Annotated in this window: 17 protein-coding genes; 10 read left to right on the top strand and 7 right to left on the bottom strand. The window is 46.1% G+C overall.

From position 1 onward, the window contains the following. Positions 1–40: 40 nt before the first annotated feature. From NC997_RS05785 to NC997_RS05760, 6 genes are all read left to right on the top strand, one after another. Positions 41–385: a DUF1815 family protein gene (locus NC997_RS05785; RefSeq protein WP_190413027.1), complete on the top strand. Its 345-nt coding sequence runs from the start codon at positions 41–43 to the stop codon at positions 383–385. A gap of 121 nt (positions 386–506) precedes the next feature. After that, the gene (locus tag NC997_RS05780) at positions 507–1412 is read left to right on the top strand and encodes an alpha/beta hydrolase (RefSeq protein ID WP_206753381.1); all 906 of its coding nucleotides are present in this window, start codon (positions 507–509) and stop codon (positions 1410–1412) included. 554 nt (positions 1413–1966) lie between these two features. Further along, on the top strand, positions 1967–2848 hold the full coding sequence (locus NC997_RS05775; RefSeq protein WP_190413028.1) for an Npun_R2479 family HD domain-containing metalloprotein: 882 nt from the start codon (positions 1967–1969) through the stop codon (positions 2846–2848). Positions 2849–2963: 115 nt separating this feature from the next. Further along, a complete protein-coding gene (locus NC997_RS05770; protein ID WP_190530043.1) occupies positions 2964–4109 on the top strand; it encodes an ABC transporter permease in 1146 nt (381 codons plus the stop codon). A 146-nt stretch (positions 4110–4255) separates the two neighbouring features. Beyond that, a complete protein-coding gene (locus NC997_RS05765; RefSeq protein ID WP_190530041.1) occupies positions 4256–6031 on the top strand; it encodes an iron uptake porin in 1776 nt (591 codons plus the stop codon). A gap of 485 nt (positions 6032–6516) precedes the next feature. Further along, a complete protein-coding gene (locus NC997_RS05760) occupies positions 6517–6855 on the top strand; it encodes a hypothetical protein (protein ID WP_190530039.1) in 339 nt (112 codons plus the stop codon). Positions 6856–6950: 95 nt separating this feature from the next. On the opposite strand, the gene tsaB is transcribed toward NC997_RS05760, so the two are convergent. The 3 genes from tsaB to NC997_RS05745 form a co-directional block, all read right to left on the bottom strand. After that, positions 6951–7649, bottom strand: a complete 699-nt coding sequence (gene tsaB / locus NC997_RS05755) for a tRNA (adenosine(37)-N6)-threonylcarbamoyltransferase complex dimerization subunit type 1 TsaB (protein WP_190530114.1) — start codon at positions 7647–7649, stop codon at positions 6951–6953. Positions 7650–7727: 78 nt separating this feature from the next. Continuing rightward, positions 7728–8426, bottom strand: a complete 699-nt coding sequence (locus tag NC997_RS05750; protein WP_190413033.1) for a hypothetical protein — start codon at positions 8424–8426, stop codon at positions 7728–7730. Next, positions 8419–8976, bottom strand: coding sequence for an Npun_F5560 family protein (locus tag NC997_RS05745; RefSeq protein ID WP_190413034.1), 558 nt, complete (start codon positions 8974–8976; stop codon positions 8419–8421). Before NC997_RS05745 ends, NC997_RS05750 begins: the two co-directional genes overlap by 8 nt. 290 nt (positions 8977–9266) lie before the next feature. Here NC997_RS05745 and NC997_RS05740 point away from each other — a divergent pair, with 290 nt between their 5' ends. Beyond that, positions 9267–10706: a phosphoglucomutase/phosphomannomutase family protein gene (locus NC997_RS05740; RefSeq protein WP_190530037.1), complete on the top strand. Its 1440-nt coding sequence runs from the start codon at positions 9267–9269 to the stop codon at positions 10704–10706. A 74-nt stretch (positions 10707–10780) separates the two neighbouring features. Beyond that, a complete protein-coding gene (locus NC997_RS05735; RefSeq protein WP_190530035.1) occupies positions 10781–11047 on the top strand; it encodes a LapA family protein in 267 nt (88 codons plus the stop codon). A 36-nt stretch (positions 11048–11083) separates the two neighbouring features. Here NC997_RS05735 and NC997_RS05730 read toward each other — a convergent pair whose 3' ends face one another. The 4 genes from NC997_RS05730 to NC997_RS05715 form a co-directional block, all read right to left on the bottom strand. Beyond that, complete coding sequence (locus NC997_RS05730; protein WP_190425059.1) at positions 11084–11656, bottom strand: thermonuclease family protein; 573 nt, start codon at positions 11654–11656, stop codon at positions 11084–11086. 163 nt (positions 11657–11819) lie between these two features. After that, positions 11820–12737, bottom strand: coding sequence for a DUF4351 domain-containing protein (locus NC997_RS05725; protein WP_190530033.1), 918 nt, complete (start codon positions 12735–12737; stop codon positions 11820–11822). A 25-nt stretch (positions 12738–12762) separates the two neighbouring features. Then, entirely contained in the window at positions 12763–15726 is a 2964-nt protein-coding gene (polA, locus tag NC997_RS05720) for a DNA polymerase I (protein ID WP_190530030.1), read from the bottom strand. A gap of 277 nt (positions 15727–16003) precedes the next feature. After that, a complete protein-coding gene (locus NC997_RS05715) occupies positions 16004–16858 on the bottom strand; it encodes a DUF4114 domain-containing protein (RefSeq protein WP_190530112.1) in 855 nt (284 codons plus the stop codon). A gap of 938 nt (positions 16859–17796) precedes the next feature. On the opposite strand from NC997_RS05715, the gene NC997_RS05710 reads away from it, so the two are divergent. Together NC997_RS05710 and NC997_RS05705 are read left to right on the top strand one after the other, a co-directional pair. Next, a complete protein-coding gene (locus tag NC997_RS05710; RefSeq protein WP_190530028.1) occupies positions 17797–17940 on the top strand; it encodes a hypothetical protein in 144 nt (47 codons plus the stop codon). Positions 17941–18176: 236 nt separating this feature from the next. After that, positions 18177–18470, top strand: a complete 294-nt coding sequence (locus NC997_RS05705; protein ID WP_190438579.1) for a WGxxGxxG family protein — start codon at positions 18177–18179, stop codon at positions 18468–18470. Positions 18471–18726: the final 256 nt, after the last annotated feature.

Here is an 18726-nt window from a genome sequence, read left to right as displayed (position 1 = left end):
TAAAAGGTTTAAACTAAGGTGTGGTGGTTGGAGGACAACCGTGTTTCTACGACTTGCAGAGCAACACCGTCAATTTGTACAGGATCTAGTGATGAACCTCCAAGCTCTGGCGATTGTGCTAGAGCAGCGAGGCTATCTGGCTTCTTGCTATACCTGCGGAGGCCAAATGAATAGCGCATCATTTATGGTTAGTCTCGGTGACAACCATCTAATTCGCTTTTTAGTTTCGGATTATGGGATTACCTGGACAGAAATGCGGGATGACCGTGAATTAATGAAGCTAGAGGGCGCTGAAGCGATTTGTCAGCTACAAGACCTAGCCAATCTAGTTAAATACCAAATCAAACCTTCTGAGTATCGTCCTGCCGTGCCCCAGCGAGGCTAAAGGAGTTAGCGCAGCAAGGTTTCACCACTCTCTTTAGACAGATAAGCTCCTAGGACTGCTAATCTGAAAAGTGAGAAACCTACGTGCTAACCCCTGGCGATGGATGCCGGAAGAGATGTCTATGACCGCCCTTGATTGTGCATGGCAACACCATTTTATTGAGACCAACAACATTCGCTTACATTGTGTCACCCAAGGAGAGGGAGAGCTAGTTATCCTGTTGCACGGGTTTCCAGAGTTTTGGTATTCCTGGCGGCATCAGATCCCAGCACTGGCTCGCCATTTTAAGGTGGTGGTTCCCGATTTGCGGGGCTACAATGATTCGGATAAGCCCCTCAGTGGTTATGACCTGGATACTCTTAGCGCCGATATTCGGGGTCTGATTGAGAATTTGGGGTATGTCCGGGCACATATTGTTGGTCACGATTGGGGCGGATTGATCGCATGGCATCTAGCGCAGAAATTTCCAGACGTTCTGAATCGTCTGGCTATTTTGAATGCGCCGCATCCGTACAGGTTTTGGCAGGAATTGACGGGAAACCTGGATCACCTGCGTCGCAGTTGGTACGTTCTGGCGTTTCAGATTCCTGGTTTGCCAGAGTGGCTGATTCAGCAAAATTTAAAAGATTTTGTAAATAACGTGTTTCGGGGACAGGCGGTTCGCAAAGGCGCGTTTTCTGCCGAGGATGCCCAAGTGTATCAGGCAGCACTGGCAAAGCCTGGGGTTTTGGCGGCGGCAATTAACTACTATCGATCGTCTTTGTCGCCTCAAAATTGGCTGCATCACTGGGGACGATCGCCCGAGCCCGTCACTGTGCCTACCTTGATTTTGTGGAGCGAAGAAGACGCCTTTTTGACTCGAAAACTCACCGAAGGCATGGAACGCTTAATCGCTGCTCCTTTCAACCTAAAATTTATTAGTCACTGCGGTCACTGGATGCAGCAAGAAGTTCCCCAAACCGTAAATCGAGAACTCTTAAACTTTTTCCGTTCCCCAGTATTAACTGCCGGAAAAAAAAGCTTGTAAATCTGAAGACACTGCTGGCAGTACGAGGAGATTTAAAGCTAACGTTTTCTCTCGTGTCAACAATCTTTAACAAAACCCTGGAAAGCGCCAAATTAATTGGCGCTGTTGGTGTTGGAAATGCTAGTTTAGCAACAGCCAAAAGAAACTAAGCCGATTGACCGGAACAGCCCAAAAGCCTTAGAGTCCCAGTTTCTTCAACTACAGAGTTTTAGGCGATCGCGTTGAGACTCATTTTCCAATTTTTCAACAAACTCAAGTCATAAGGCAGTATCAAACCCCCATCTGGCGGTCAAAGAACGAATTGTGATGCGAAACACAGAGCAACCATGACAATTAACAACCCCAGTCGCCGAATTTTGTTGCATCCTGGAAGGGTAGGGGTTGTATCTATTTCGTTCGACAGAGGACAAGGTTGTATCCTCGGATTAACTCGATTTATGGCGTAGCGCCACCAGCAAAATGATTGGGTACCGTGAGAGCGATCGCCTCATGCTCAATTATTTCCCAAATCAGCAACGCCCCCTCACTGCACTCAGTATCAGCGAGAACTAAGGATGTTTAACGCTACAGAAATTCTAATTGACTCTTTTGTTCAAAGAATTCGTGAAGGCTACCGACGCACTTACGGCGGCTACAAGCCCGACTACGAAGATATTATTGCCTGGGCGGGGGGTATGGCTCTGGAAAACATTGCCAACAGCGACGCCCTTTATCACAATGTTGAACACTCGATTTTAGTCGCTCTGGTCGGGCAAGAAATCTTGCGCGGTAGACATATCCGCGAGGGCGGGGTGTCCTGTGAAGACTGGTTGCACTTCATTCTCTCCTTGGTTTGCCATGACATTGGCTACGTGAAGGGCGTGTGTCGCCTAGATAGAGACTACGAAAGACTGTATGCGACGGGGCAGGATGCAGAAATGGTTTCCGTGCCTCGTGGATCTTCAGATGCCAGCTTGACACCGTATCACGTCGATCGAGCCAAACTCTTTATTGAAGAGCGCTTTGGCGGTCATAAGCTGATTGATGCGGAATTGATCAAGCGCAATATTGAACTCACTCGTTTTCCAGTCCCAAAAGCAGAGGATCATCAAGATACGGTTAATTATCCAGGCTTGGTTCGGGCATCTGACTTGATTGGTCAGCTGAGCGATCCCCGCTACCTGAAGAAAATTGGTGCCTTGTACTATGAGTTTGAAGAAACTGGCGTCAATCAAGCCTTAGGTTATCGGCATCCTGGAGACTTGCGCCGGAACTATCCCAAATTTTACTGGCATGGGGTATTTCCGTATATTCAAGATGCGCTTCGCTACCTGTCGCTAACTCAGCAGGGTAAGCAAATCATTGCAAACCTCTACTCGAACGTGTTTGTTGTTGAACATGAAAGTGCCGAAGATGAGCGGCGGCAACTGGAAGAACAGTTAGTAGTTGGAGCTTAGAAAGGGAACCAGTGGGGAGTTAGGAGCGAACAATCCAAATAAGCTTGGAAATACTAAATTCTAGCTTATGATTTAATTTAAAACTCCTAACTCATAACTCCTAAGCACTAACTTTATGAACTGGTGGCAAAAGCTTAAAAACAATCCCTTAGCTCGTTTTGGCGCTTTAATCCTGTTAATTTTTTACCTTAGCGTTATTGCAGCTGATTTTGTTGCGCCTTATCGTCCATGTGACTCTTATGACCTGTCTCAAGGACTGTGTGATGTACAGCCAAATACGTCACTTTTGCCACCAACTCAGATTTACTGGCGCAACCGTGAGGGACAATTTATTGGGCCGCACGTTTACCCGACGACTCAGGGGCCGACAGATTTAGAGACGGGCGATCGCAAAGTGATTGTAGAGTTCCAACAACCTTCACCTGTTCGCCTGTTTGTCCGGGGACCGAAATACCAACTATTTCAGCTTCGCCTACCGCTGCCACCCAAATTTGATGAGGTGGAAATTCTTAGCGGTATTCCCTTTAATTGGCATCTCTTCGGCACCCTTGGGGAAGGCAAACTGAATTTGTTAGGCACCGATGAACAGGGGCGCGACCAGTTCAGCCGTCTACTGCACGGGGGCAGAATCAGCCTCAGCATTGGTCTAGTGGGAATTGCCATATCTTTCCCCCTAGGTTTGTTGGTTGGAGGGATTTCTGGCTTTTTCGGAGGCACAACTGACAGCATCTTAATGCGCTTTGTGGAAGTGCTGATGACAATTCCCAGCCTTTATCTGTTGGTTGCCCTTGCCGCAGTGCTACCGTCAGGACTAACGAGTGCCCAGCGATTCTTATTAATTGTCCTGATTACCTCATTCGTCGGCTGGGCTGGGTTAGCACGGGTGATTCGGGGACAGGTGCTGTCCATTAAAGAGCGGGAATTTGTGCAAGCAGCACGCGCAATGGGTGCAAAACCGCTGTACATTATCATTCGTCATGTGTTGCCGCAAACTGCTACCTACGTGATTATCTCGGCAACTTTGGCAATCCCTGGTTTTATCGTCGCGGAATCAGTGCTGAGTTTGATTGGGCTAGGAATTCAGCAGCCAGATCCGTCTTGGGGGAATATGCTATCGCTAGCAACAAATGCATCAATTTTGGTGTTACAACCTTGGTTGATCTGGCCTCCAGCGCTATTGATTATCCTCACTGTATTAGCATTTAACTTGCTAGGCGATGGGCTGCGGGATGCCCTCGATCCCCGGAGTTTGCGGCGGTAATTTTAAAAGTTTTTTGCGAATTTGTGTGACATATTTAGCAGAGTCGGTCATATTTGTGAACTGACTCTGCTAAGTTTTTTGTTGAGTTTGTTTCCGAGCTATTCATATAGCTCGGAAACGTGTGATCTGATAGGAGTTGGAAGCAAATGATATTGAAAATTATATTCAAAAAAATTATTTGTTCAAGTTTGAAATACGGGTTATTTAGCTTGATTTTAGTCAGTGGCTTTGTCTCTCAAACTGCTTATTCTGCGGATGTAGATAAAACTCCTCAAGGTAGCAAAGAAATTAGTACGTTTCTAAAGACAGATTCAGATTTACCAAATTTGGATAATCAGCCTGATAACAACACGACTTTGCAACAGGTGGAGGAACTAGAGGAGGAAAATGCAGAAGAGTCAGACGCTGCTGAAGCTTCGATGGAGCAAGTGACCAATGTTTCTCAGCTGACAGACGTGGAACCCACAGATTGGGCATATGAAGCACTGCGATCGCTTATCGAACGCTATGGCTGTATCGCGGGCTATCCGGACAGTACTTATCGTGGTAATCGTGCCCTAACGCGGTATGAATTTGCTGCCGGGTTAAATGCTTGTTTGGAGCAAATTACTAACCTGGTTCCGATAGCAACTGCTGATGGAATCAGACAAGAGGAATTGGCTACCTTACAGCGATTGCAATCAGAATTTGCAATCGAATTGGCCAGTCTTCGGGGTTCCGTGGGTAGCTTGGAAGCTCGCACTGCGGAAATAGAAGCAACCCAATTTTCTACAACCACTAAATTGAGCGGACTGACAATTGTTGGCGTTCAAGGGCGTAGCAACAATCGCGCCGATTTATTTCCTAGAGATGGCAAAAAAGAGACTGATGATCGGGGTACAAATATTAACGTAATTAATTTTAATCAGCTGTATCTAACTACCCAATTTGACGAACGTAGTTACCTGTTAGCAGGTCTCCAAGCGAGTCAAGGAACCACTGCACCTCGACTAACTAACGATGTCCTACTGAGCTATGAATTGTTTAATGATAACGATGCGATTTTGAGCGATCTAAACTACCGTTTCCTCCTCACCGACAAATTTGCTGTTCTCGTGGGGACAGAAGGAGTAAATATGGCTTACGCTTTCCGAGGCCCAAATCGTGTGGAAAGCGCTGCTACAGGTCCAATTTCTGCTTTTGCCCAAAGAAACCCAATTCTGAATATTGGCTTTGGTCGTGGCGGTATCGGTTTTGATTGGCAATTTGCTAAACGTGCCAGTTTGCAGGCGGTTTACTCAACTACTATTCCAGGATTTTTTCATAGCGATGGACAACCTGACGGGCACAATACCGCAGGTGTCCAACTAGCGCTTACCCCAACCGATCCGCTTGATATCACTTTGTATTATGTTAATGACTACTCTCCCAATGGTTCTTTGCTGACTGGGATTGGAGACGACCAGTTGAGTGCTATTAATCCACTGACTGGTAATTCAGCATCCCTGCAAACTAATGCCGTTGGTGCCACGATTAACTGGCGAATTACGCCGCGCATTTCGTTAGGTGGATGGGCTGGTTATACCAATTCCCACATTCCCGGAAGATCGGGAAATGTAAAAACAACTAACTATATGGTGTATCTCAATTTTCCCGATTTATTTGGACAAGGAAATTTGGGAGGAATTTATATTGGACAACCACCAAAAATTGTTAGCAGCGATTTGCCCGTAGGAAATAATATCCCTGACTTTTTCAATACGGGTTTGGGCAGAGAAGGAGGACAACCTGGAACGACCACTCATGTAGAAGCGTTCTATCGTTGGCAGGCAACGGACAACATTAGCATCACGCCAGGGGTAGTCTTTATTTTTGAACCGGGACATACACCCGCTAGCGACCCAATCGCTGTAGGTATATTACGGACTAGCTTCTCCTTCTAGGAAAATTTCCCTATCTACACTTGTCACATTCAGCAAAGTGCAACATCGCAGGAGTTCTTGGATGTCGCTCAGGATGATATTCTGATGCAAAATGCCAGTTTACACCTCATCAAACCTTTATTTAGCTACAAAAACTTTATCCAAATTTACCGTAATTTTACTAAGTCTACTTTTTTTTAATTTAATATTTTTTTATTTTCAGTGTTATCTCGCTTGTAGATAGAAGAGTAGAAGCTATAAATTGACATAAGGTTCGGTTAAGGAATTATAGTGGCAACTACAAGAATCTCTAATTGTTATTTGTCGCTCTTTAATCAACCTCAATAGAAATTGTAAATTTTGCTGTATTTGTCTACCCTGGAAAACATTTACGGCAGAAAAACTTATGGGTTGATTTCAAAATTTTTATCTGTAATTGCAGATAGATACAGATTATTTTTGCTTTTGCAAAAGTTAATTATTTGTTTGAAGGATGTTGAGTCAAAGTGGCTAAATTTATTTTTTCTTTTCTAGTTTTTATTTTAACTCAAAGCTCTATTCTAATTGCGGCTAATTCTCAAGCCCAAACGGTTATTCCTTTAGAAACTAACATTGTTGATACTATCGACTCAAGCTCCTCTGAACAGACCGCAGAGTGGAATACAAGTGTTAAATCTGACGTTGGTAATACTGTCGTCAATTCTACCAATGCTGAGCAAGTTGTTGTTTCTGAAGCTGGAAATAAAGCTACTGATTCTAGCTCCCCTGTAGCGGACAGTAAAGCCACTAATCAACGGATTCCCATGTCAAGCAGAATTTTTGATGTATCTTCTATGCGACAGTAGCGCCAAGGGGTGATACATCTCAATTTTTGAGATAGTGTCGAAATTATTGTAGAGGTCGACTGTTTGATATCTTTAAGCGATCGCATCCGCTTATTCTACCCAGATGTTTTCTCCTCAACGGGGTGTTGACCATAAAAGGGTAGCGCTTCTGACCAGTGGGGACGCTTCCCCTGTTGCCAATCTAGATAGGCTAGTTCTAGTAGGCTCGAAACGGTTGCCCCTAGCCCAGCCCCAGCAGCGATATCAATTAGCTGATAGGGATGCCAACTGTCCAGCGTTTGTTGCCATACTGCCGGTGTCATCACGCTATCTGGTAACATCTGAGCGAGTCCGGAACTGGATGGCAATACCTGATAAATGGCGGTAAATAATTGACCCCGTTGAGCTGGCAATTGGACAGCGATCGCATTACTGAGTGAAGATTCTTCACTGTTTCCATTGCCTTGCTGTTTACTTTTACCGACTTCTGACCAAGCCACAGATGCCAGTGTAGAGACGGAAAATAGGGGAATATCTAACTGTTGCGCCAGTGTCCGCGCTGTAACAACACCGATGCGAGTCCCTGTAAAGCTGCCTGGACCTACTGCTACACAGATAAATTTCAAATCAGCCCACATCTGCGGCTGAATAAACTCAGCCAGATGATGATGTAAATGAGTGGATAAATCGCGCCCTAAATCCCAAGTTTGACAGCGCGAATCTCCAGAAAAGTTATTGAGTGCTAGACCTAGTTCAGGACTGCTGGTATGTAGTGCTAAGCCGTATTTTGTTGGATCGAGCTTCACGGAATTTATGCCCAGTTCAAGGGATCGATAGCCCAGATAGGGAAACCCGATAAATCGGAGTCCCTACAAGTGCCTAGCCGCGACTTCTTAGTCGTGAAAAGCGTTGATTTGGAGATCGTAAATTGCTTGACCCGTCAAGCAGTGCCAGTGACAGGTAAATAAATCTGGCTTTTGGACGTTAATGCTAGCGATCGCTGGTTCCCCTGGAAACGGCAAAAGTCGGTCAAAAAAAATCCCTTGCTCTTGAAAGCCGAACTGTAATAAATAAACAGCTGGTGGCGCTGATAAAAATTGCAGCAATCGATGCCCCAGTTGGTACAGTGGCTGACGCCAGATATCCGATAGATGCACCGGCTGACGATAACCTTTCAAAGTCGGTTCTAAGCGCCTACTTTCATCATCCTCAACCCTACCAATTACCTCGCCGTAGAGCGGCCCCTTTGCCGTAAGAACGATTGGCAACCAGAAATCACCGACACCCGTCGTCGATCCTAATTGCTCCACCAACTGGCGTAAACCAGTCACATCGCGGCAAGCCTGATAAAGGGATTGGGCTGGAAATTCCAAGCTTTCTGGCAAATTCAGCGTTAAAGGACACCAAAGAATTTCTGCTTGGTTTTGCAAGTCCGCCCAGACTGAGGCAATAAATTGCGTCTCTACAATTTGTATCGTTGTCGGTACTGGGGAATTGAGCGCGCTTTGCTTGAGGGCAGAAACAATTTCGGCTATTGTGGGCGATACCGGAAGTTCATCAGCAGCATCAACCACAATCAGAACTTTACGCATGACCAAAGGTTGGAATCGGGCTATTACGAACACCCGTACGCGGGAAACTGGGCAGATCGAGTCCGGTCGTCGTGCGGCGGGTTCTGACAGCTAGACGGTAGCTGACACTTTGCAACTCGGCATGGAGTTGACGGTTTTCCCGTTGCAGCATCGCCACTTTTTCTCGCACGGGTGCCATGCGTTCGGCAAATTTCTGGCGATAAATCTGTGGTAACTCCTGCACCACTTGCTCTAGCATCCGGCTGCGGTCGGTTAATTCCTGTACAGACTGCCGCAATTGATAAATCTCGGTGTCACGGGTTGTAATCTGTTCCTGGTAGAACGTTACCTGCTGCTCGACCTCTTGCAGTTGTTCTCGCAGCGCTCTCATCTGAGCCATGTGCCGCTCAGAAACTTCCGGTCTGGGCATAAAATTAGCATTGCCCTTAACCAGCCGGAATAGTTCTTGAGACAACTGCTGAACCAGTTGATCTCGCATCTGCAACTCTTCGCGCAGGCGAGTTGCGTCAGATTGAAGCGTTTGTAGGTTTGGCGTGTCTGTCTGGCTCACAATGGCTTACGGCTCCTTTGAGATGATTTTCCTAATGGCAGGCGCGAGGCGATAGCGGATGGCTCATATTGCTTTTGCAGCTAATTTACCATTTGCAACGGCAATTAACACCTGATTGCTACCCTTGTTTGCAATTAAGGGTTGGGTCTATCGTATCCTCAGATTCAGCTAGATTTTCTGCCGGTGCGAACAAATTGTTCAGTTTATACAAACCATTTGTCATCCGGTAGCGAGATTGAAGCGATAGGCGTCTTGTAGTATTTAGGTGGAATCAAGAGGAAGTGGTTAAGATGAGCGCAGCCAGCAGTTCAAACAAGATCAAATTTGGTACCGATGGATGGCGGGGGATTATCGCCGATGACTTTACCTTCGCCAATGTGTGTAAAGTTACGCGGGCGATCGCGAGTTATCTCGAAAACGCCTATTCCAAAGACCGTCCCGTCTTAGTAGCTTACGATACCCGTTTTTTAGCCGACCAATTCGCCCGGACTGCCGCCGAAGTTTTGGCAGACGCTGGGTGGACGGTGAAAATTGTCGATCGAGATTGCCCGACGCCAGTTATTGCTTACAACGCTAAGCTTCTCAACTCTGCTGGGGCACTGATGTTCACCGCCAGTCATAACCCAGCTCCCTATTGCGGCATCAAATACATCCCCGATTACGCTGGTCCGGCTACACCGGAAATTACGGATACAATTGTAGCAAATATTGAAGGCGCTACGGATGAGCCGCCGAGTGGCAACAATGCCAACAAGATTTCTACCTTTGATCCCAAGCCAGATTATCTCCAGTTTATTTACACCCTGCTGGATGTAGAGCGAATTAAGAGCGCAGGGCTAAAGGTGAAGTACGACGCCCTCTACTCCACTTCTCGTGGCTACCTGGATACCGTCTTGGAGCGCTGTGGTTGCGATACAGAGGCATTCCACACCTATCGCGATGTTCTCTTTGGCGGTGGAATGCCAGAACCGAAAGGAGAGGAATTGATTGGACTCGTCGAAGCGGTGAAAAAAGACGGGGCAGATTTAGGTTTGGCGACGGATGGAGATAGCGATCGCTTCGGCATTGTTGACGAACAAGGAAACGTGCTGACACCGAACACGGTGCTGCTGCTGCTGGCGCGTCACTTAGTCAAAAACAAAGGCAAAACTGGTGCAATTGTCCGCACCGTTGCCACCACCCACCTGCTGGATAACCTCGCTGCTAAGTACGGCTTGGAAATCTACGAAACAGCAGTAGGCTTTAAATACATCGGCGAGAAAATGCGCGAGACGCAGGTATTGATCGGCGGCGAAGAATCGGGCGGATTGAGCATTATCGGACATATTCCCGAAAAAGACGGTATTTTAGCCGATATGCTGGTGGCAGAAGCGATCGCTTACGAAGGCAAGCCTTTAAGTCAGCTAGTAGAAGAAGTAATCGCAGAAGCCGATGGCCCTCTGTACAACAAACGTCTCGATTTACACTTAAATGACGCCCACAAAGCCGCTGTCATCAATGATTTCACTAAAAATCCCCCAGCAGAAGTGGCAGGAATTAAAGTGAAAGAAGTAGGGCGCAAAGACGGGATTAAACTCTACTTAGAAGAAGGCAGTTGGATACTCCTGCGTCCTTCCGGAACAGAACCGCTAATGCGGGTTTATCTAGAAACGAATACTCCAGAAAAAATGACCCAAATTGCCCAGCAAATGGAACAAACCATTAACCAACTGGAACCCGTCATAGTCTAAACGATCGGTAGGAGCAAGGACATCGCTCTTGCTCCTACTTGGTAGCAGGAACTTACTCAGTTGCCATTATCACCATGAAAGCCCTTACCAACCTGCTTACCTCGCTGATTTTAGCCAGTTCCATCGCAGCGATCGCTCTGTTGTCCATTCAAAACATCACGCCGGTATCGGTGAAATTTCTAACTTTCCAGTCGATCCGGATGCCAGTAGGCGTCGTGCTAGCGTTTAGTGCTGGCGCGGGGGCGATTGGGAGTGCAATCGTGCCCATTGTTTGGGGATCGCCTTCCAGTAATCAGTCTCAATCAGAAGATGCCAGTGAGTATGCTGACGAAGACTTTTGATGGTTATTGTTTGTTGCAATTAACTATCAGCCTTTGCTACTTACTCTCACTGCGATACTCCCACGGCGGCAGAAACTTGGAGTCACGCCAAATGCCGCGCCGACTCTTTTTCGCCTCAGCTTCTGCTTGCTCAACGATAGCAGCGCTAGGGCAATCTTTTAGATACTGACGATACACCAGTACCAGTCCCTCTTTTGCCAACACTTCCTGAACAAAAGTTCCATCAGGCAGGCGCACCTCGCTAACTTTACGCCCGTACCTATCAGTATCAGTCACAGTTAAGCGAACGCGATCGCCTCCTTGCTGTACCAATTCTTGCAATCGTTGCTGGGTTTTTATTCCCCACTTGAATTGATTTTGATCTACTGCTTTTTTGCTTGCTTTTTCCTTACTAGAATGGGGAACTTCCGGAGCATCCACACAAGCAAAACGCACGTTGATGTTTTTCCCACTGCGATCCGTTACGGCGAGAGTATCTCCATCGCTGACTCGCTTAACCGGGTAAGTAGGAGAACCAAAAATAGCTTCACATCCCACCAATCCAAGGATGAGAACAACTGCACCAGTCCAGATGAGAGAATTTTGGATGAGTTTGCGAGTGCCGGTCATTATAAATATTTACTACAAAAGAAAAGTCCATCTGGACAGACGTTTCCATTGTCCAATAGTTTCGGACGCCTGTTACTGGCTTTTAGCAGTTGGAGTGGTGCAGCGAAATGCGATCGCGCTTCTAATCGACGCTTAGTTTAACACGCATTTATTGCCAGTCACTTTACTCAGTTGCAAACTGGTGTAACCAATCCTCCAAATCTGCCGCCGATGAAAAATCCAAAAGCGCTTCTGCTAAATCCTCTAACTGAGTCTGAGATAGCTGCTGAATGCGCTGTTGTAACTCAGGGGCAACTGCGCCAATTCGCCGAGGCAATAGGCGCATAACCAGTGACAGTGCCTCTTGTTGCTTTCCCTGTTCAATACCTTCTTCCATCCAGCTAGTGACAATTCGCATAATGACCTCCTGCTCAGTTGGCTCCATCCTAGCAATGTCAGCTCTTAAAAGCCTTTCCTGTTCTGTACTTAAGCGCAGGTAAGTGTCAATAAATCCAGAAATTAATTGCATCTTGGCGGGATCTAGCCTCAAAGTAGCCAAAAGACGCAAACATTCAAATTTTACGCGGCGGCGATCGCTTGGCTCTATATTCATTTTCGCCATTAGGGCACTAGCAACTGGATTGGGTTGCTGCACAAAATCCCGCCAATTAAGCTGATTTAGCTGAATGACATCATAGTTGAACTGCAAAACGACTTTATTGGGAAAAGCCACCTGATAAACGTTAGGTTCTGAAGTTTTTGGACTGTTATAAGAAAACACCACTACAGGATACACAGGCAGATCGAATTTTTCAGACAAGCGGGAGAAATAGCGGAACATCCGCTTGCCAAAGTCAGTTTGATGTTGAGCTTGGTTTTCTACATGAATTAGAAAAAAAGATTCCTGACCTTGAAATTGAGCTTTGACGATTAAATCAGCTTCATAACGCTCGCCAGCAGTAACATCTGTAAAGACTTCTTTGTCTAAAAACTCTATGGAGTCGCGTTCCAGATAAGTTGCTACTTCTGGCAAAAATAACTCTATGAACTCCCCAAAAAAGGTTGTGAGGAGTTCCTTAAATAAGCGGTCATGGTCAATCATCCGCGTTTGTTGAAGTTACGATTCTTTACTTCGTTTCCATCCAATTCTGCCCTGCACGCACATCAACGACTAAAGGCACACTCAAAGAAACCGCATTTTCCATCGTGGAACGAATTTTAAGCTGTAATTCTTCCCATTCAGAGGGAGGAACTTCAAGCACTAATTCATCGTGAACTTGCAATAGCAAACGCGCCTGATAATTCTGCAAAACTTTGTGCAGTTTATCCATTGCAATCTTGATGATATCGGCGCTAGAACCTTGGATGGGAGCATTAGCGGCAGCGCGTAGCGAACCGGCGTCAGCTTGTCCCAAATTACGGAGTTTGTCAAGGTTAATTTCATCGGGATTGCTACCTTGGAGCTTGCGGAGACTGCCGCCCTCAAAGTTAAAGTAACGGCGGCGTCCTAGAATAGTCTCGACATAACCGTGAGCGATCGCTTCCCGCTTCACCCGCTCCAAATATTCAAAAACCTTACGGTAGCGCTCGTTAAACCGCTCGATAAACAATCTCCCTTCTGTCGCCTTCACCCCAGCTTCCCGCGCAAATCGCTGCGCCCCCATTCCGTAAATTACGCCGAAATTGATAATTTTCCCCAATCGGCGCTCTTCAGATGTCACCGTATCCTTCTCCAACAACAGCCGAGCGGTGACACTGTGAATATCTTCATTTTGCTGGTATGCCTCAATCAGCACCGGCTCTTGGCTCAAGTGAGCCAAAATCCGCAACTCAATTTGCGAATAGTCAGCAGCAACCAGTAGCCAGCCAGTTTCTGGCACAAATCCTTTGCGAATTCGCCGACTAAACGCTGTGCGGATAGGAATATTTTGTAAGTTGGGATTAGAAGAAGACAATCGCCCTGTCGTCGTCCCTGTCTGATTAAAATTTGTATGCACCCGCTGAGTATCGGGTCTTATCAGCAAGGGTAAAGCGTCCACGTAAGTAGATTTCAGCTTAGAGAGGGTGCGGTACTCTAAAACGGCATCGACCAGTGGATGATCGCCTTGCAGTTTTTCTAGCGTTGCGGCATCTGTAGAATAACCCGACTGAATTTTCCGAGACTTTTTAGTATCTAACTTGAGCTTGTCAAATAAAATTTGGCTCAGTTGTTTCGGTGAACCCAAGCTAAATTTTTCTCCAGCTTCCTGATAAGCTTTTTGCTCAATTCCTGCTAAATCCTTTTCCAGTTCTTGAGAGAGTGTCTGGAGATAGGCTGGATCGATCCGGATGCCCACATATTCCATCTGGGCTAAAACTGGCTCTAAAGGTTGTTCTACTTCCCGTAACAACCGTTCAAGAGCGGGGACTTCCTCTAATTTTTCTCGTAGCTTTAGTACCAACTGGAATGTGGCATAGACTTGCATCCCGCAGTAGTAGGCTACCGTCTGAATATCCATATCGGCAATCGTTTTGCCTTTGGGCACCACATCCGCATAATTACTGATACTTAACTCCAGATGCCGTAAGACTAAGTCGCCGAGATTGTGGCTGTTTTCTGGATTTAGCACGTAGCTGGCAAGCATCGTATCAAACACCACCCCAGCCAAGTTAATTCCCTGACAGCGCAACACCAGCCGGTCAAATTTGGTGTTCTGCAACGATTTGGGATAGTCAACACTTTCGAGAATCGGACGCAACGCTTCTAAGACAGCCGTTTTATCCAGATTTTCACCAGTTTTGTGACCCGTGGGAATATAAGCAACTTCAGATGGCTCGATGCCCCAGCAGCAGCCAATCCCCACCAGTTGGGCATCTCGTGGCTCTAGGGCATCCGTTTCCGTATCCCACGCTACTGGTTTGTCAGGGTCGGTGCAACTTTGCAGCTGCTTTATCAGTTCTGTCAGTTTTTCTGGAGTATCAATAATTTGGGCGCTAATCTGATTCGCAGCATTTGTGTCTGCCTTGCTAGCCGCTTCGGTATCAGCGGCACTGAAAAACCAGAGGTCGCCATCATCAAAACTGATTTCTTCAAGTTCTTCTTTAGATTCAACGGGTTTAGCTTCCTCTGCCACACCGCCAAATGCCTGCTGCAACTGCTTAATTCGGCTTAGATAAGTCCTAAACTCTAACTTTTCTAGCAGCGGTTCTAGCTCGGCGTTATCAAATCCCTTCAGCGGGCAGTCTTCTAAACTAACGTCTAGAGGGACATCAAGAACGATCCTTGCCAAGTGCTGGGAACGGTATGCCTCTTCTTTCCCGGCTTCCAGCTTCTGTTTGACTGCTCCTTTAATCTCATCCAATGAGGCATAAATCCCATCCAGGGAGCCGTATTCTGTAAGCAACTTCACGGCTGTTTTGTCGCCAATTCCCTTGACACCGGGGATATTGTCGGAGGCGTCGCCACACAAAGCTTTGTAATCGACAACCTGCTCTGGTGTAATGCCCTTTAGTTTCTCTTTAACTTCCTCTGGCCCAAATTCTACTGGTCCTGTATTGCTGCCACGTTGCCAGAAGGTTTGACCGAGATAAAGAACGCTAATTTCCTTTGCAGTGTCAACCAGTTGAAATAAATCTCTGTCACCCGTAACAATCTTCACCCGATACCCGGCAGCACTCGCCTTTTGTGACAGCGTTCCCAAGACATCATCTGCCTCATACCCCGGTGCCGTCACAATTGGCAGATTGAAGGCATCTAAAAGGTCGTGAAGATTTTTCAGGTCGATGATAAAGTCTTCTGGCGTCTCAGCGCGGTCAGCTTTATAGGTATCGTCGGCTTCGTGGCGGAAAGTGGGTAGGCCGAGGTCGAATGCGATCGCCATCGCCTGAGGTTGCTGGGATGCTATTACTTCCAGTAACGACTTGAGGAAGCCAAAACAAACACTGGTAGGAATCCCAGTCTTTGTTTTTAAGCCTCCATCCCGCCCTTTAGCAAAGGCAAAGTAGGCGCGGAAGGCTAACGAGTGACCATCCACCAGGATGAAGACAGGCCGCATATCAGATGAGCTAGCGGCGGAGTTAGAGGGGTTGGAGGCAGAGGTAGATTGAGACATAGCCTTATTTTAGCTAGCGCCAGAGAGCTGATATTCTTTACGATGGCTCAGATTGCTCGCTTTACGCGAACAAGCCGTTAGATATCTCATCCCACGGCTCAGCCTGACTGATTTTAGCTATCCCTGGGGAAATATCCTATGCGCTCAGCACTTGCTACGCCGACAGCGAAGCTGCTGCTAGATAAACTTCCCAATAAAAAAGCCCGCAGGCGCAGGCTAGAAACAGGGGTTATTGACTAATTGAACTTGCAAAGATTATCAGCGATAGGCCAGGGGATTAGCCATTGATTTGGCTGTTGCGGCGGCGACGCAGGCCAAACATCCCTAACGTACTTGCAGCTACCAGTGCCAACGTTGCAGATGGTTCAGGTACGCTTTGCAGACTTTGGTTGCCGATATCGACGATGAAAACTGTGTCGTTGAAATCCCGGTCAGATGCTGGAGTCACGCCAGTCTCGCTTCCATCTCCGTACAAATCTTCAAAACCGATCACCAGGTAACGGGAGTTAAAGAGATAGCCTTTGGCGTGCTGTAGCCCATCAGGGTTAGAAGCATTAAAAGCAGAATTGTAAATGCCGTAGGAGTATTTGGCGTTGTCGGTGTTGTATAAGCTATTAGCGTTCAACTGGAAGTTCAGGGTTGTACCTTTGCTGAAGTTGCCTAAGTTGACCCAATCTCCTTGCTTTAGATTGGTAAAGCTAGTGCTATTTTCCCGAATGCTTTCTTTGCTGTTGAGTTCCCAGAAAGCCAATCCGTCTTTAACAACATTGCCATTACTGTCAAGTGCTTGATAACCCAGCTGATTGTTATAATCCGCTCCTTCATTAACGAAGTAAGCACGAACATCAGTATCGTTTTGCAACGTTAATTTGCTTAAATCAAATGATTTACCGCCTAAAAGGCTCAAGTCTGGAAATGCGTATTTTTCTTGAGACTTATTTATCTGCGTGTTTAAGCTATCGATAAGCGTGCTGATGTTTGAAAAATCATCAGATTGGCTCAATGCATTCTTTGTGGGTGCAGTATTTACAGAACCCCAGTTAATCTCAGCCGATGCCGGTGCAGTTGCAGAGATGACGCCGGTCAGGGCAGCAGCAGCGGCGAGCAGACTAGTAATTAGTTTGATTTTCATTTGAGTACCTCTACCAAGGCGATGAACGACTTCACCCCATCCAACCGGCAAATAAATCCAAAATAATTGAGTTTGTTTTTACTTTAGAAGCCCGGTGCAGACGTGTGTTTTCTTTTCCTTGTTTATTAATAACTGAAATTATAATTCTTTGTCTACAGCTTTTATAATTCTTTTTGACTTCTTCACAGTATTGAATATTTACGTAAAACCCTTAAATACACTTACAACTTTACTAATTAGTTTTGAATTTAAAGCAGTATTTTCCTCAGCTTCAAAACATTTTTTTTGAAGCACATCGGTAAATATTCTGAAAGCTTTTCAGGGATTTTGCGGATGGCGCTTTTTCTTGGACAGCGCTAACCATAAGAATTCAGTATTCTCAAGAATGGGGAAATTTCCAGAGTCAGGTGAAAACACGAGCGGGAACTGGTAATACGCATAATGCTGACAGCCTACGCAGATTACGTAACCGTGAGTTCGGGATAAAGAACAGCCATAACAGATAGGCCGAAACTGCTGAATTCTCCATCCATCTGCTTGTCCGATGCTCAGATAAAAAGAAAAGTTCTACGGCGTCGATAACTGGTGCTAAAGGTTTGAACCTTGTTCGCAGCCATAATTGCTTCGCGGATGGGCTGCAACACTGTAAACGAGAACGTTTAACCTGCTATTGCGAAAGCGGTCGATGATTGAGACACTGATTGACCAGTTGAAGTTGATCAGTTGAAGAACATTTCTCGGAGCGAGCATTCTCATCACCTCAGGGAGGCACCCTGATGGGTGCCATTATCTATCGAGACAAGCAAAGCCTGGCAACTTCTATCTCCTTCAGATGAAGAGGGCAGAAGTTGTGAGAGCTTTTATCAAACAGAGTTCAGACGGTACGGAGACTTTAGAACCCTTGCCTTGCAGGTTTAGTCTCTTTAGAAGAGAATTCCATGCGCCTTTTTCCAGAAATGGACTGCTCCCTCACCGCAGTCGGGCAACTTTCTGGTCAACCTGGTGTGCGGATTGATTGCAAGAGCCACCAAACCAAGCAGCCCTCTATCACCATTGACTACCATTTACTACCTGCTGCTTAAGCCAAACTCACATAAATTCGCAAGCTTATTATTGATCCCCAGTCTTAAAAAGTTAAATTTGGTTTATACCCTGAAAATTACCTAATTATAAAGAGGGGGAGAATGGTGGAAAGAAGAGACATTTTCTATCTCTATAGTTAGAGTCTAGAAGTTTTTAATTTATAGCCGTAGATTGATTCTGATTTGGAGGGAAATCTATAAGTTTGTGAGTGAAGAACGGATAAGGAGCCTTATTTATGAAACGATCTGATTTATCCAAATTTATTGGAGCTGGCGTTCTCTCCTTAAGTATGGCGGTTCTGCCTTTGACTGTGCCTGCTTCTGCTCAAACCAACACTGATACAAATACAACTACAAACACCGCTCCTCGGCAAGACGTTAGAACCGTTGAAAGCGATCGCAATTTTGATTGGGGCTGGTTGGGCTTGCTGGGACTGCTTGGTTTAGCAGGCTTAGCGGGTCGCAAGCATGAAGAGCCAACCCGTTACCGCGACCCCGATCCAGTAAGTCGTACCGGCTACAGAGAGTAAAAAACGGGTGGCTTATACGAAAATTAACGGTACTAAAAAAGGCAAAAGAAAGAAGAGGACATCTTTTCTTTGCCTTTTTGCTTTTGAAATTTTCTAAACTTGTTTGGATTCCAGATAAATCAAAAGTCAGAGTCTTTAGTCTTTAGACCTCCTGCATGAATGAGAAAATAGTGTGCCAGTTGGCGATCGTCGAATTGCAAAATTAAGGAGAGACAAGGAGCAACTTAAGGAGGGGGCGATGCCATACACACAGTTA

This window comes from Trichocoleus sp. DQ-A2, from assembly GCF_039961915.1.
Lineage (GTDB): Bacteria > Cyanobacteriota > Cyanobacteriia > Cyanobacteriales > FACHB-T130 > FACHB-T130.
Note: the sequence above shows the minus strand (reverse complement) of the source record. Positions and strands in the feature narration are given on the sequence as shown.

Excerpts from the sequence above, each read along its gene's own strand:
- NC997_RS05740 (WP_190530037.1), top strand. The coding sequence starts at position 9,267 with ATGAGCGCAGCCAGCAGTTCAAACAAGATCAAATTTGGTACCGATGGA.
- NC997_RS05730 (WP_190425059.1), bottom strand. The coding sequence starts at position 11,656 with ATGACCGGCACTCGCAAACTCATCCAAAATTCTCTCATCTGGACTGGT.
- NC997_RS05715 (WP_190530112.1), bottom strand. The coding sequence starts at position 16,858 with ATGAAAATCAAACTAATTACTAGTCTGCTCGCCGCTGCTGCTGCCCTG.
- NC997_RS05735 (WP_190530035.1), top strand. The coding sequence starts at position 10,781 with ATGAAAGCCCTTACCAACCTGCTTACCTCGCTGATTTTAGCCAGTTCC.
- NC997_RS05765 (WP_190530041.1), top strand. The coding sequence starts at position 4,256 with ATGATATTGAAAATTATATTCAAAAAAATTATTTGTTCAAGTTTGAAA.
- NC997_RS05725 (WP_190530033.1), bottom strand. The coding sequence starts at position 12,737 with ATGATTGACCATGACCGCTTATTTAAGGAACTCCTCACAACCTTTTTT.
- NC997_RS05710 (WP_190530028.1), top strand. The coding sequence starts at position 17,797 with ATGCGCCTTTTTCCAGAAATGGACTGCTCCCTCACCGCAGTCGGGCAA.
- NC997_RS05780 (WP_206753381.1), top strand. The coding sequence starts at position 507 with ATGACCGCCCTTGATTGTGCATGGCAACACCATTTTATTGAGACCAAC.
- NC997_RS05705 (WP_190438579.1), top strand. The coding sequence starts at position 18,177 with ATGAAACGATCTGATTTATCCAAATTTATTGGAGCTGGCGTTCTCTCC.
- NC997_RS05750 (WP_190413033.1), bottom strand. The coding sequence starts at position 8,426 with ATGCGTAAAGTTCTGATTGTGGTTGATGCTGCTGATGAACTTCCGGTA.
- polA (WP_190530030.1), bottom strand. The coding sequence starts at position 15,726 with ATGTCTCAATCTACCTCTGCCTCCAACCCCTCTAACTCCGCCGCTAGC.
- NC997_RS05770 (WP_190530043.1), top strand. The coding sequence starts at position 2,964 with ATGAACTGGTGGCAAAAGCTTAAAAACAATCCCTTAGCTCGTTTTGGC.
- NC997_RS05775 (WP_190413028.1), top strand. The coding sequence starts at position 1,967 with ATGTTTAACGCTACAGAAATTCTAATTGACTCTTTTGTTCAAAGAATT.